This window comes from Mesorhizobium sp. BR1-1-15 (assembly GCF_020165475.1).
Taxonomy (GTDB): domain Bacteria; phylum Pseudomonadota; class Alphaproteobacteria; order Rhizobiales; family Rhizobiaceae; genus Mesorhizobium.
This window is the reverse complement of sequence record NZ_JAIUIF010000009.1, coordinates 123236-137277: the sequence shown is the minus strand read 5'-3', so window position 1 is coordinate 137277 and position 14042 is coordinate 123236. Positions and strand designations below refer to the sequence as shown.

13 protein-coding genes are annotated in these 14042 nt (G+C 59.8%); 10 read left to right on the top strand and 3 right to left on the bottom strand.

The window, feature by feature from the left end; all coding sequences use genetic code 11:
* Positions 1-24: 24 nt before the first annotated feature.
* The 5 genes from LB541_RS17340 (at position 25) to LB541_RS17320 (ending at position 4214) form a co-directional block, all read left to right on the top strand.
* Positions 25-843, top strand: coding sequence for an amino acid ABC transporter ATP-binding protein (locus LB541_RS17340; RefSeq protein WP_140498319.1), 819 nt, complete (start codon positions 25-27; stop codon positions 841-843).
* Positions 844-884: 41 nt separating this feature from the next.
* Positions 885-1895 (top strand): agmatinase family protein, encoded by a 1011-nt coding sequence (locus LB541_RS17335; RefSeq protein WP_140498318.1) that lies wholly within the window; start codon positions 885-887, stop codon positions 1893-1895.
* 61 nt (positions 1896-1956) lie between these two features.
* Entirely contained in the window at positions 1957-2901 is a 945-nt protein-coding gene (speB, locus tag LB541_RS17330; protein ID WP_140498317.1) for an agmatinase, read from the top strand.
* 88 nt (positions 2902-2989) lie between these two features.
* The gene (locus tag LB541_RS17325; protein ID WP_224619125.1) at positions 2990-3829 is read left to right on the top strand and encodes a transposase; all 840 of its coding nucleotides are present in this window, start codon (positions 2990-2992) and stop codon (positions 3827-3829) included.
* Positions 3830-3848: 19 nt separating this feature from the next.
* The gene (locus LB541_RS17320) at positions 3849-4214 is read left to right on the top strand and encodes a hypothetical protein (protein WP_140498316.1); all 366 of its coding nucleotides are present in this window, start codon (positions 3849-3851) and stop codon (positions 4212-4214) included.
* Positions 4215-4379: 165 nt separating this feature from the next.
* Here the strand turns inward: LB541_RS17320 and LB541_RS17315 are convergent, their stop codons facing one another.
* On the bottom strand, positions 4380-4679 hold the full coding sequence (locus tag LB541_RS17315; RefSeq protein ID WP_140498315.1) for a DUF1236 domain-containing protein: 300 nt from the start codon (positions 4677-4679) through the stop codon (positions 4380-4382).
* A 414-nt stretch (positions 4680-5093) separates the two neighbouring features.
* On the opposite strand from LB541_RS17315, the gene LB541_RS17310 reads away from it, so the two are divergent.
* Positions 5094-5321, top strand: coding sequence for a hypothetical protein (locus tag LB541_RS17310; RefSeq protein ID WP_140498314.1), 228 nt, complete (start codon positions 5094-5096; stop codon positions 5319-5321).
* A gap of 200 nt (positions 5322-5521) precedes the next feature.
* On the opposite strand, the gene LB541_RS17305 is transcribed toward LB541_RS17310, so the two are convergent.
* The gene (locus LB541_RS17305; protein WP_140498313.1) at positions 5522-6976 is read right to left on the bottom strand and encodes a caspase domain-containing protein; all 1455 of its coding nucleotides are present in this window, start codon (positions 6974-6976) and stop codon (positions 5522-5524) included.
* Between the two features lie 190 nt (positions 6977-7166).
* On the opposite strand from LB541_RS17305, the gene LB541_RS17300 reads away from it, so the two are divergent.
* From LB541_RS17300 to LB541_RS17285, 4 genes are all read left to right on the top strand, one after another.
* On the top strand, positions 7167-7892 hold the full coding sequence (locus LB541_RS17300) for a hypothetical protein (protein WP_224619124.1): 726 nt from the start codon (positions 7167-7169) through the stop codon (positions 7890-7892).
* 235 nt (positions 7893-8127) lie between these two features.
* A complete protein-coding gene (locus LB541_RS17295; protein ID WP_140685143.1) occupies positions 8128-10803 on the top strand; it encodes an autotransporter in 2676 nt (891 codons plus the stop codon).
* A gap of 246 nt (positions 10804-11049) precedes the next feature.
* Positions 11050-12156, top strand: a complete 1107-nt coding sequence (locus tag LB541_RS17290) for an OmpA family protein (RefSeq protein WP_140649834.1) — start codon at positions 11050-11052, stop codon at positions 12154-12156.
* Positions 12157-12175: 19 nt separating this feature from the next.
* Positions 12176-13420 (top strand): caspase domain-containing protein, encoded by a 1245-nt coding sequence (locus tag LB541_RS17285; protein ID WP_224619123.1) that lies wholly within the window; start codon positions 12176-12178, stop codon positions 13418-13420.
* Between the two features lie 56 nt (positions 13421-13476).
* Here the strand turns inward: LB541_RS17285 and LB541_RS17280 are convergent, their stop codons facing one another.
* Entirely contained in the window at positions 13477-13986 is a 510-nt protein-coding gene (locus LB541_RS17280; RefSeq protein ID WP_224619122.1) for a DUF6931 family protein, read from the bottom strand.
* Positions 13987-14042: the final 56 nt, after the last annotated feature.

The window sequence follows — 14042 nt, the reverse complement described above, 5'->3', positions numbered from 1 at the left end:
CAACCACCAATTTGGGAATAAACGATGGCCACTGAAACCACCGAACCCGTCATCAAAATCCGGAATCTGACCAAGGATTTCGGCACATTCGCGGCCCTGTCCGGGATCTCGCTCGACATCAACCTCTCCGAGGTCGTCTGCATCATCGGACCCTCGGGGTCGGGCAAGAGCACGTTGCTGCGTTGCGCGAGCTTCCTCGAGGAATATACGAGCGGCGAGATCGAGATCGAGGGCCGGTTGCTCGGCTACAAGCGCGGTGCCGAAGGACTGGTACGAGAAAGCGACCAGAACATCGATTCCGTGCGCCGCAACGTCGGCATGGTGTTCCAGCACTTCAACCTATGGCCGCATATGACAGTGCTGGATAACGTGACGCTGGGATTGCGTCTTTCCAAGCGCGCTCCCGCCGCCAAGGCGAAGGAAAGCGGGCGCCGTGCGCTGGCCAAGGTCGGCCTCGCGGATTTCGCCGAGCGCTACCCCTCGCAGCTTTCCGGCGGCCAGCAGCAGCGCGTCGGCATCGCCCGGGCGGTCGCGATGGAGCCGCATGTGATCCTGTTCGACGAACCGACCTCGGCGCTCGATCCCCAGCTCGTTGGCGAGGTTCTCGACACCATGAAGCAACTGGCCGTCGAGGGCATTACCATGGTGGTGGTGACGCACGAGATGGGCTTTGCCGCCCAGGTCGCCGACCGTGTCGTCTTCATGGACCGCGGCAAGGTGATCGAACAGGGCCCGCCCGCCAAACTCTTCAACGATCCGCAAAGCCCGCGCTTGCGTGAATTCCTCGACACTTGGAGACAGCGCAACATGCTGTTCCAGAGCGAGCCCACCGCCGGCCAGTAGGGCAGCGGCACAATCGACACGACAAGACGGAGGACCGTACCATGAGCGAAGGTTTGAGCCCGGCAGGTGTTCCCCGCATGTATGGCGACGTGCCACCCTTCATGGCATTTCCCTATGTGCGCGATCTGGCAGGTCTTTCCGCCGACGCTGTGGTGGTGGGCATGCCCTATGACGGCATCGCCACCTTTCGCGGCGGCGCGACCCGCCGCGCCCCGCAGGAAATCCGCAAATACTCGCTTCTTTATGGCAGCTACAGCTTCGACTGGGACCTCGACATGCTGGCCCATATCACCGTCGCCGATGCCGGCGACATCGATGTAGTGCCGGGCGACAATGCCGCCAGCTACGCCCGCCTCGAAGCGCGGCTTGCCGCGGTGTTGGTCAACGGGGCGGTGCCGCTGACCATCGGCGGCGATCACGGCATCAGCTATCCGGCGGTACGCGCGGTCTCCGATGCCGGCGACACCCCGGTCGGGCTCATCGTTTTTGACACCCATCTCGATCTCAGCGAATCCTTCGGCGGCGACCGCCTCACCCGCGCCTCGCCCCTGCTGCGCATTGCCGAACTCGACAAGGTGGCCCCTCGCCGCATCGTTGTCATCGGCGCGCGCGGCCCCCGCAACCTGCTCGAATGGACCCCGCTTTACCGCAAGCTCGGCATCACTGTGTTTTCCATGGAGGAAGTCGAGCGCCTCGGCATCGAAACGGTTGCCGAACGCGCACGCGCCATCGCCAGTGCCGACGGCGCGCGCCTCTATATCAGCCTCGACATCGACGGCGTCGATCCAGCCTTTGCCCCGGCAACCAACAGCCCCGAACCAGGCGGCCTTACCTCGCGCGAGATCATTCGCGGCGTAAGGATAGTGGCCCGCGACGGCTTTGCTGGGTTCGACCTCGTGGAGGTATCGCCGGATTTCGATGCTTCCAGCGGCACCACCAGCATCCTGGCCGGCCGGCTGCTGGCCGAGGCCCTGTTCTGCCTCGCGGCCAAGCGCGCCGGCAAGCAGAACGCCTGGCGCGACGCCCACAGGTCCGACTTCCAACAGAAATAGCACCACCTTCGGAGTGCGCCTCGCGGTCAAGCGACCCGATGCGCCAACAGGACACAAGACCATGAGCATTACAAATTTCCAGCCACTCGATTCCGGCAGCGTTCCGCGTTTTGCCGGCCCTTCAACCTTCATGCGCCTGCCCATGGCTACCCCCGAGCAGGTCGACATCGCGCTGATCGGCGTCCCCTTCGACGGCGGCACCACCAACCGGCCGGGCGCGCGCCATGGACCGCGCGAAATCCGCAACCAATCCAGCCTGGTGCGGCGCGTCCACCATGTGACGGGCGTCTCGCCTTTCGAACAGGTGCGTGCCGGCGACTGCGGCGACGTGATTGTAAACCCGCTCGACCTGCCCGGCTCGCTGGACACGATCAGCGCCTTCTTCGAAAACGTCCACCACTCCGGCGCCCGGTCTCTGGTCGTCGGCGGCGATCATCTGATCACGCTGCCCATCCTGCGCGGCATCGCCAAGGAACCGGCCGGCCTCATTCACTTCGATGCCCATTCCGATACCTATGACGAGTTCTTCGGCAACCGCTATAATCACGGCACCCCGTTCCGCCGTGCCGTCGAGGAAGGCCTGCTCGATCCCAAGCGCATGGTCCAGATCGGCATCCGAGGAGCGATCTCCGATGTGGAAAACTACGATTTCGCCCGCGAGGCCGGCATCCGGATCATCTTCATCGAGGAATTCATGGAGCGCGGCGTGGGCGCGGTGATGGCCGAGGCGCGCTCGATCGTCGGCGACGCGCCGACCTACGTCTCGTTCGACATCGACGCGCTCGATCCGTCTTTTGCCCCCGGCACCGGCACCCCGGAGATCGGCGGCATAACGACGCGCGAGGCCCAGAAGATGATCCGAGCGCTGGCCGGCGTCGACATCATCGGCGCCGATCTGGTCGAAGTCTCGCCGCCGCTCGATCCTTCGGGCGTCACCGCGCTAACCGGTGCCACCCTCCTGTTCGAGCTTCTCTGCGTCATGACGGTGCAAATACCGGCTAAATGAGACCCATGTGTGGAGTGCGCCCCTCGGGCCGGACAGGATGAACAAGCAGAATTGACTTGGAAGCCGGGCTTTCGAAGGATGGAAGCCCATGGTGGCTTATCGCACGCACAGCATCGAGTTCAAACGTCAGGTAGTGCAGGAGTTCCTGTCCGGCGAGACGCTGCATGGTCTCGCCAAGCGGCACGAACTGCCGCGTAACCTGATCCGCATCTGGGTTCAGAAATACGAGGCCGGCTCCTTCGACGAAGACGTGGCGGCGGCCGACACAATGCAGACCTATGAGGCGCGGATTGCAGCGCTGGAGCGGCTGGTAGGCCGGCAAGCCTTGGAAATTGAGTTTCTAAAGGGGGCTCTGAAAAGCGCACCACGTCCAAGAAGCGGGACTACATCCGGATCAAAATTCCTCCCGCCTCCAACGCCCCTGCTACCGATTGAGCCCCGGAGGCAGGGCAAGGAAGCCATAGTGCGTCGGGAACAAGCGGCGACACCGATCCGCCGATCTCGAATTCCCATCCGAAGAGTTCCGCGTAAAGCGGCGCAGGTTCGCAGGATCACGCCCTATTGTCTCAAAGTGGATGATTGGCCTGGCCATGATGTCCAACCTTTTAGACGGTTCGCAAAACAGTCGCAGCCCGAGCGGCAGCGGCTGCTGGCTCGGCAGGTGAAACACCTCCCAGGTCGCCCGCATCTGGCCACAATCGTTCTGTGCGACAACACCGCGGGACCGTCAGATCGGGGCGACGATGCGGAGAAGGCAACGGTTCACCGACAAAAAAGGCACGAGAGAAAAGAGCGCATCTCGGATGTTGCGCGCGAGTCGATCGAGGTCGAGCGGGCGGCACGGGATGCGAAGACAGCTCGGCTCCGAGAGCAAGGGCTGATGACTGAGATTCGCAGCTCAGCACCTAAGAAGGTGCAGCCCCGATAGCTGCTTAAGGGAGGCAGCGATGCTCGATACCCATACAGACATTGCGCGGGCGGCTATTGAAGCCACCTTCCTGCCACGTCGCGCCGCATTTCCGCGCGATATTGATCACTCCCGACGCGTGCTCGCGGCATCACGCGAGCTTCTGAAACGGCTGCGCCAAAGCCATGGCGATGACACCTCCCGAGCTTGGGAGGATGCAGACCCGGTTCCCTTCGCTATCTCAGCGTTCGATGCCGATGTTCTCCGGGCAGTGTTCAAAGATTTGGTGTTGGGAACATACGCGCCCAAATGTCAATGGCGCGATCTGGCTAAGACCCTGGTACTCGAATACGCCGGGTGCGATCAGGTCGAAGTTGGCTTGCTGGATTGGATCACCAGGAAGTAAGTACCTTGTGCCAAGTCGAGTTGAGCGCGTGTTCTAGATCCACCAGGCGCGCCACGAGGGGGTTGCGACGTCTCGACTTCAGGAGTTTATCTCAACTGTCCGAAGGGCGATTTGACATACCCAACCCGCCGCCAGCTATGGCGGAGGTCGGGTTCGTTCTAGGTCTCAGTCGTAGACTTTGACGATCTTGCGGGTGCCCGGGTCCACCAAAACCGTGCGGTTGTCGATCACCACATACCGGTATTTGACATTGGGGACCTCATGGAGCTCGACCGTGTCCGGCAGAGCCGTGCCGACATTCAGCTCAAGTCCGAGAAGGTTCACGGAAGCCAGCGGTTGCTTCTTCACGTATTTGCGCACGACGGTGTCCTGTTCCGGTGTGATGACAACATCCTGTGCCGCAACTGCGCCGACGCCGGCCAAAAGCAATAGCGCGGCAGCGGTGCTGGTAAGGTGGATCCTCATGGTTTTTCTCCTGTTGTTCCGGCGACAGCACAAGTCTTCTGTGCGCCAGGCAACTGAACACGTCGGCAGGCCGAACGTTCCTCGATCAGGCTTCAGTCGGAATCCTGACCAGACCAAAGGCCGATCACAAAACGCAATGGTCTTATCTCTTGAGACTAGGCGGAACGGCTTAGGGCTAGGCTAGTTGCTTCTCCAGACTCGGAGAAAGCAGATGGATAAAAGCATTGGCCAAGCGCGTTGGTTGCTCGCGCCAACTTTCGCCGCAGCCGTCACATTTTTGGTGATCGGCATATTCCTTGGCTGACATGTCGTGGATCGGCACAGCTACGTCCCTTCCTGTGCTGATAGGGCCCGCAAGCCGCTTCGGTGGCTGGCGGGCCCTCTATTTCCAGTATGTTTGGTGAGCAAAAGACAATGACATCGATCCAGAGAACCAATGAGAGTGGCAACGCAAACCAACCGGCAAATGACAACGATGATCATGCGCCTGCGCTACTGGACGCTGTTTCTTTGACGAACGAGGAAAACATTGCCGACCTTGTCAGGCGAACCGAGCGCGTGGCGATTTTGGTGGTGTTGGGAATGGGGGGCTGGTTGATGTTAGTCCCCGCTATCTACCTTGTACTGAGCCACCGAATATGAATGAACAATTACGCCAGCATATCCTAGGATCGCGCATCTTATTGGGCTGCAGCACCTGATCTGGAACTCGAGCGCGGCCCATTGTTGACCGGCTCGCTATCGTCCATACGCGCAGCAGACGTAGCGCCGGAAACTTCAGCGCACCTCTGCCGCCGTCAACGCAAGCTGCGCCGCGATGGACTGACGCGACGTGGTCCAACCTAAAACACACCACCAATGCCTATGCCGCCACTGATGTCCGGTGGGGGAGGCGCGGGACGTCTCGGGGCGGCCTGCGAGCGTTTCGCAGTCGTCCGTACGGAGCCGTTTCGTGAAGGGGCGGCGTCCGACGCTATCTTAGCCGGCTTGGCCTTCACGATGACCGGCTGCTTGCAGATTCTGCCTGAGCGCAAAAAGAGATCGCCCAGCAGTCCGACGCTCGGCTCCGTCGTCGCCGCGACTTGCTTGGTATTCTTGTAGTAGTCGGTGAGAGCACGGATTGAACCCGTGCCCCAATCTCCATCAATCTGCATCCGGTAGCAACCCAAGCGACGAAGTTCGGTCTGAACGTTGCGCGCAAGATCGGCTGTCTTGTCTTTGTCCGCCTCGCCCATGGATGCGCCGACAATGAGCGTTTCGAGACCGGAGACGACGCTTTGGCGAGCGTCCTCAACCCTTTCGGTCGGAGACAGATTGGCGACCTGTGTGCCAACCGGCTCGGGTGAACTGGCGGACGGTGCCGGAATCTCGACCGACCGCAACGTCTGTCCGACGATTAGCACGGCGGTCTGCAGGTCATTGGAGGCAAGCTCGACTTGCAATCTCTTCTTTGCCGCGGGGTCCGCAAGGATGCGTGAAAGGCTTGCGCTCAACTGTCCCGGATCGAGTACCTGTTGCTCCGTGAAATAGAACTGCTCACGCAGGTTCGATTGATCCCACGGCACTTGACGGCCAACCGTCAACGCTTCGGTTTCGTTGCGGACGCGGATCATCATATCCGAAATGCTGAGCCCGGGGATCTCGAGATTCTTCAGCAGCGCAATGGTGAACGGGCTGTTTTCGCCGCCGCCATCGGCCGTGACATTGCCTGGCTGGGTGGCAAAGGCAACGAACGTGTTTTCACCGACTTCAACTTGCGCCAGACCATTGCCGGCACCGGCACCGAGCGGATTGTTGCGGCACGCGTCCAGGAATATGAACGTCTGGCGGTCGCGGCGCGCGAACCGCGCGATCACATCATTCAGCTTGATGGCCGTGGCGGTGAGTTTTTCCAGGCTTTCAGGATCGGGCGTATCGACCGGGAGCAGGTAGTTTTCGCCGTTCAACTGCACGCCATGACCGGCGTAGATAATCAAAACTGCGCTGACGGTAGGCAGCCTTGCATCAGCTTCTCGAAAGATTCTGGAAAAATCTTGGGTCGAAAGATCGGTGCCCGTCAGGACCTCAAAATTTAGCCGCTTCAAGCTCTCTGAGAGCTTTGCGGCATCATTTGCGGCATTGGGGAGATGCTCAAGTCGGCTGCTTTGATAGTTCGAATTCCCGATGACGATCGCTAGCCGGTTGCGTGGCTGCGGCGCCGCGGTCGGCTCGACCGCGGCGCGAGCACCAGCTGAGCCAAGAAGCAGGAAAATGAGAAACAGTGGGACACGAAACAGAAGTCCGTTGCAGTGGGTCATGTCAGCACGCTCGCTCCGGCCTGCCTCAATCTTGGTCCAGCAACTTCCCGACGCACCACGACGCAACCACAATCAGCCTGAGCGCCTGCCCTCATACCGGCGAAGGTCACCAAAATTTATACCAAGAATCCTGTCAAAGATAGGGAAAAGGGATTTGTATGCGATCAGTCATTGGACTGTGGAGGACAAGATGCCGACCAAGATCAATCTTGCGCTGCCGGTTTATGGAGCAGCCTACAAAAGCGTGTTCGTTCGCAGCCTGTTCGCGGCCTTAACTCATAAGAGCCTGTCCAACTACGCCTTCACGCTGTCGGAAATCGAGTACACGGATATTCCATTTTCGCGGAACTATCTGCTCACGAATTTCTACTACAATAAACCGGATTGCAGTCACATTCTGATGATCGACAGTGACATGGGCTTTTCACCTGATCTTATCGCGGCGATGCTGGCGCTGGATAAGCAAGTCGTCGGCACCCTTTATCCGCGGCGCCGGATCGATCTGCGCAAACTCCATTCCCTCTCGACACTGCCCTTCGACAAAGCCTTTGCGCAAAGCCTGGAGTTCATCGGAACCGTCGTCGAACCTCGGGAAGAGCAAGAAGGCTTTGTCCGGGTAACGTCATGCGGCACGGGCATCTTTCTGGTCTCCCGCGACTGCGTGACGGCCATAATCGAGAAGTTACCCGAGACGGTCGACCGGTCTCGTTACAGAAAGAGCAAGTACACCGCTCAGTTCGAGAATTTCCTGACGCCATTTGCGAAGATTGTGACGCCGGAACTGGACCTCCCTACCGATTTCTCGTTCTGTCACCGCTGGGTTGAGCAGTGTGGTGGCGAAATATGGGCAAGCTACCATCGCAAGATTGCACATGCGGGAGATCTGACTGTTTCGGCGGCCTATTCTGATCTTTAAAGATGCCTTTGAAGTTTGGCCACTGCTTTTGACAGGCTCATTTAAGTTTACGATAGTGTCCTTGTCGCCACAGATAGCCTTATAGTCTCCTGAGAACGAACGCCAAACCATTGCCGCCCAGCAACGCGACGCGTACAGTGCCGGTTAAGCAGTCAACGATCCCATGAGATGGATCGTTGATCTATTTAATTGCCTTGATTTGTGACGGTATCGATTTCTCGTAAGGTGGGGTCGAATGAGAGTGTCGCGCGAGGCCTATCAATGGACGGGAGTCTCGTTGCTCGCCTTAGCGGCGGCGTCCACGTTCCAAGTCTCTGGCGCGGCGGCCTGCTCCGCTACTGCAAACGGCGGCGGCACTCCCTTCCAGGCGACATCGGTTACCGTGAACTGCACGACGACCGGGGATTTTCAGGACGTCGATGGCGTATTCACCACCCGATTTAGCGGGTTCGAGAACTCGTCGGAAGTCATCGTCAACGACTACGACGGCAATGGCGACGACGTCGTGAGAATTTTTGGCGGCCTCCTGACCGATAAAGCGGCGACAACACCCGGTGTAGGCGGCCTGCCTGCGGGAGGGTCGACCTCCTTACAGCCGGCGGACGGTACAATCGAACTCCTCGGCGGCAACGACCGGTTTGAGATGTTCTATGGGGATTTCTTGGGGGTTCCGTACGCCCCAACCGTCGCGGCCAATCTCAATACCGGGGCCGGGGATGACCTGGTCGTCATTCAGGCCGGCAGTATTCAGGACATTGACCTTGGAGATGGTGCCGACAGCGCCGTGATATTCGGTGACGGTACACAGGTTGGCAATGTGACCGGCGGCAGAGGTGACGACCTGTTATCGATCGGCATCCTCACTACCGAGGAGGGAATTTTTTTCAGCGCGCCGACCGTCGGCGTTCTCTCCGGGGGCGATGGCAATGACACCATCATCATTGCGGGGGGCACAGTTGATGCCCTGGATGCCGGGGCTGGCAATGACCGGGTCAGCGTCAGCGGCAGTGCCGCGGTCGACCTCGACCTCGACGGAGCTGCCGGAAACGACACGATAACGGTCGCTGGCAACGCCACCATTGGCGGCAGCATATTCGGCAATGACGGCGACGACACCGTCAACATAAACGGCGGAACCATAGGCGCCACGACAGGCGGCAACATCACCGGCGGCCTAGGCTTCGACAGCGTCTCGGTCTTCGGCGGCGACATAAAGGGCGGCATCGACGCCGAACATGTCCATTTGTCGGGTGGCACGATCGAGGGTGACATTACCGGCCTTGGACCCAACACGCTAACCATTGATCATATCGGCGCCGTCGAGCCGCTCATCCTTAGCGACGGCGTGCTGTTCAGCGGTACAGGCGCCAACGGCACAGCCGTCGACACCGACCTTGCCGCCGGCGGCAAGAGCCAGAACTTTGCCGGCTTCGACAATTTTTCGGCCGACCATTCGACCCTTCGCTTCAGCGGTGGCACGCAGGGCATAAACCAACTCAACCTCGGTAACGGTTCAACGCTGTTCATCAACGGCAACGTCGCTATGCCGGGTTCGATCATCGCGACAAATTCCCTGATCAACATGATGGACGGTGTCGCCGATGACGTGTTGACGCTCGGCGGCCTCGCCCTCAACAGCGCCACCATCAGCCTCGACATCAACCAACAGACGCTACGGTCGGATCAACTCGTTGCCAATGCGTTTTCGGCCGCCGGCACCAGCACCATTATTGTCAATCTGCTGGGCACCCCCCAATTCGCCCAAGTGACCAGTATCCCGATCATTGTCTCGGCCAGCGGACCGGTTGCCGGCACCTTCCGTCTCGGAAGTATTTCCGGCACGCCGGGTTCGCTCTTCAGCTATGAGATCGTAAACGGCCCGAATGGCGGCTTGTTCCTGCGTGCCACGCCGGCCAGTTTCGGTATTGCGGCGGCGCCGACCAGCGCGACCAACGCGGGCGCGGTCGAGGTGGCACTCGACGCTCTCTACGGCATAAACCGCGACGCGATAGATGCTGACCTCCACCTTTCGCCTGCATCCGGATCTGGAATGGTACCGGTTTCTTCGAGCTTCGGGGTCTTTGCTTCCGGCCAGTTCGCTCATACCGAGCATGACGGCTATAACATCAGTGGCGGCGGCTTGAATGGCCCGGGCCCGAGCTTCGATGCCAATGATTTTTCGGCCGCCATCAGCCTGGACTTCAATGCCGCCAAGCATTTCCAGTTCGACAATGAGTATGGCCTGAACATCGGTGTATTCGCCGGCTACGCCTCGACTGACGTCAATCTCGGGGCCTTCCAGGGATTTGATGCCATAGGGGAAGGTAACAACAAGGCCGGACTGTTCGGCGGCTACGCACTGTTGCGCAAGGACTACAATTACGCGCTGGTCTCGGCCTCCGGTTTCTTCGGCCGAAGCGACGTGATGAACGGGGTGCTTGACACCACCGGCAGCTATGACACCGAGGGCTACGCGGTCACGGGATCTGTCGGCCACATCTTCGCGCTGGGCGAACGCACCCGTTTCGATCTGCGTGGCGGCCTGCTTGGTGTTTCATTCCGCGGCGATCCCTACACTGACAGCGGTGGCAATCAGTTCGGCAAGAGCCGGCTTTCATTTGGCGCCATCAAGTTCGAGCCTGGCATTTATGGCGATTACACGCTGAGCAACGGTATGGTGTTCAGCCCCTATGCGCGTGGCGAATTGCAGCAGCGTTTCGGTTACAAGAACACGACCGAGATCGGTACCAGGACGATCGCCTTCGACGATGCGGATTTTTCCGTGGCGCTATCGACGGGGTTCAACCTGAAAGTTTCGGAGTTGACGACCGTCAACGGCGAAGTCCGTGGTAAGGCCTCGTCGGATAGCTCCACTATTGGCGCCAAGCTCGGACTTAAGATAGCTTTCTAGCGGTTCCTCGATCCGCGGATCATCCGCGCCCGCGCTGAGTTCCTGACGTCTTTGGGATGGGAATAGCAGGACCTTCGAATCCCCCGCACTCAGGCAAGGTGCGGTATCGCGATGCCGGGATCGCGGGCTGGCCAAACACACCAACCGGGATGCTCGCCAATTGGCAGCAAGTGCTCTATGCTCTCTGGAGACACCGCATGGTCGTGATGTCGATACGGGGTTCTGTTGTCGTAGGCAGGGGGAGCCATGTTCGAAGTTCTCGGAGTCTGGCGCAAAGCACGGTCAAGAAGCAGAGTCGCCGCGAAGACGCTTGGCTTGATCGTTTCGTTGTTCGTGTTGTTTTTGCCCGGACTGGGAACGGCGAACGCGCAGACGAACTGGGCGCTCGATCCGACCGCTTCGGTCCTCACCTATCAGTCGGTCAAGAAGAACACGATCGTCGAAACCAACAAGATCAGGAATATTTCCGGCAGCCTTACTTCGACCGGCGACGCCAAGGTCTCCTTTGACCTCAACTCAGTGGATACCGGGGTCGACCTGCGCAATGTCCGGATGCGGTTCCTTTTCTTTGAGACCTACAAGTTTCCAACCGCCGAACTGACAGCGAAAGTGGATCCGGCGGCATTTGCCGACCTCGCCACCAAGCGACGTATGAAGGCGGTTCTTCCATTCCGTCTCAACCTGCATGGGGTCGACAAGGATCTTGAGGCCAACGTCGTGGTGACCATGATCAGCGACACCATGGTGTCGGTTGCCTCGGAGGCCCCTGTCGCGGTGCATGTGGAGGACTTCGGTCTATTGCCCAATGTCGACAAACTCCAACAGGCGGCCAGTGTGACCAACATTGTTCCTACCGCATCGGTGTCGTTCGATTTCGTGTTCACGGCCGAGGGGAGCAAGCCGCTCCCCGCCCAGACCGTTGCGGCAAGCACTGAGGTCGGGCCCGTCGTCACCGATGCGACGAAGACCAACTTCAACGATGAGGAATGCCTCAACAGGTTTGCGGTGTTGTCCCGTACCGGGGCGATCTATTTTCGCCCCGCGAGCGCGCGGCTCGATGCCCAAAGCCGCCCGCTCCTCGCTGAGGTCGTCGGTGTCGTCAGCAAATGCCCAGGCCTAAAGGTCGAAGTTTCCGGACACACCGATGCCGATGGACCGGTTGCAGAGAACAAACGCTTATCGGAGCGCAGGGCTCAGGCAGTGGCCGACGCCATTGTTGGGGCGGGCATTCCGCGCACGCAGATCACGGCGACCGGCTACGGCGAGGAACGCCCAGTCGCCGGCAACGACACGCCGAAGAACAAGGCGCTCAATCGGCGGATCGAGTTTTCCGCCACCAAGCTCGTCAACTGAGGAAGGATCTGTTGTCCCGGTGGGTTTCGATCTGATCGCCCGTCGCAGTAGCCTTCTGCGCGCAATCGGGCTCGCGGCAGTTGCGCTGCTTTTCACTTTGACGGCAGCCGATGCCGAGCGCCGTACAGCGCTGGTGCTTGGCAACTCCCAATATCTGCACGCCCCGGCACTCGCCAATCCGGTGCGCGACGCCAAAGCCATCGCTGAAAGCCTGAAAGATCTTGGTTTTGAAGTCGTTTCCGGCTTCGATCTGACCAAGTTGCAGACCCAGACGACAATAGCGCAGTTCGCAAAGCAGGTGCGCGGGGCGGACATCGCGCTTTTCTTCTATGCGGGCCATGGCTTGCAGGTTTCAGGCAGCAACTATCTTCTTCCGATCGATGCCGCCTTGGAGGACGAGACTTCGCTCGATTTCGAGGCGGTGCCTGTCGATTTCGTTCTGCGACAGATGTCTCGCGAGACCAGCATAAGGCTTATTTTCCTCGACGCCTGTCGCGACAATCCTCTAGCCGAGGTGCTGGCAAAGACCGCCGGCGTCAGGGGAGCAAAAAGCGGCCTTGCGGAAATCTCGATCGAGAATGGCGGTGCCGGTACGCTTGTCGCGTTCGCCACCAGTCCAAATCAGGTCGCCTACGACGGATCCGGCAAACATTCGCCGTTCACCTCGGCGTTGCTTGCGCACATTGGCGAGACAAATGTGTCCATCACTGAGGCGATGAACCGTGTTACCGCCGATGTGTTCAAGGCAACCGCTAGCAAGCAGCGCCCCTGGAGCAACGTCTCGCTGACCACCGAGGTCGTCCTGCACAAGGTTGATCTCAACTCACCGCTGATCGTCGGTGAGGCGGGCGTTCCCGGACCGCAAGGCGACTCGGATACGCGCAATGCCACTGCTAATCCGTCGAGCTCCGCCAATGACGCCCAACTCGCACTCAATGTGCTCCGTCAGAAAATCCCAAAACTCGCCTCTGACGACCCGATCTTTTTCGACGTTCCGATCGATTTCGGCGACCCCGAAATCGATGGGAAGAGTATTGCGGAACTCATAAAAGGCGAGCCACGCTTCAGTCCGGTGGAGGGCCTCGACAATTCGGTATGGCAGGGCAAGCACTGTGACGGCTGCCATGAGTGGAACGAGACCCGACTGTGTGATCAGGCAAAGAATTTTGCCGCCAACGATGTCTCCGTTCTGCGCTTGCAGCATCCGCTTGGGACACGCTTCAAGGTGGCGCTCGCCAAATGGGCTCAAGGCGGTTGCAAGTAGGCGGGACGGAGGGCGTCCTCCAGTTCTGTGGGTGCCGGTCCTGTGGGCGAGTGCCCCTAAGATGCATCCGTTGACTGGTGGAGGGCCTCGATCTCGGCCATCTGGATACCGATTTCGACGAACGCCGACAGCACCGAGAAACGGTCCACGAGCGCCACGCGTGCCAGACCGGCCAGAATTCCGGCATTGATTGCATAGGCAGCAGGAGAAGGCTGCAAATCCAGTGCCGGCATCGCGGCCACGGCCGACCGATCTTCACGCGATCCCGCAGCCAGGATAATCCAGCCGACCGGGGTTGTTGGCGATTTTGCCGCGGCGGCTCTGATCTCTGTTCGATGGCGGGGGCTGTCGGGTTCGCTCACCCAGTCGCGGACAAGACCGAGCAACCGGTGATCGGTCTCATCGAAGAGGTCGCTCAGATGGCTTAGGCATTCGTGGGCCCACCAGACCGCGGCCCGCTCGGGAAGCAGGTAGGCGCAAAATGTAATCGCTTCCTCAGGAATACGCCCGGCGAGGAGGTCGCGGCAAAACGCGATCGAGTGCTGTTCGGTCGGAGGAGTGCGCATGTCCCTGGTGATAGCGGGACAAGCTGCGAAAAGATCCCGTGCCGTTTTGAATCGGA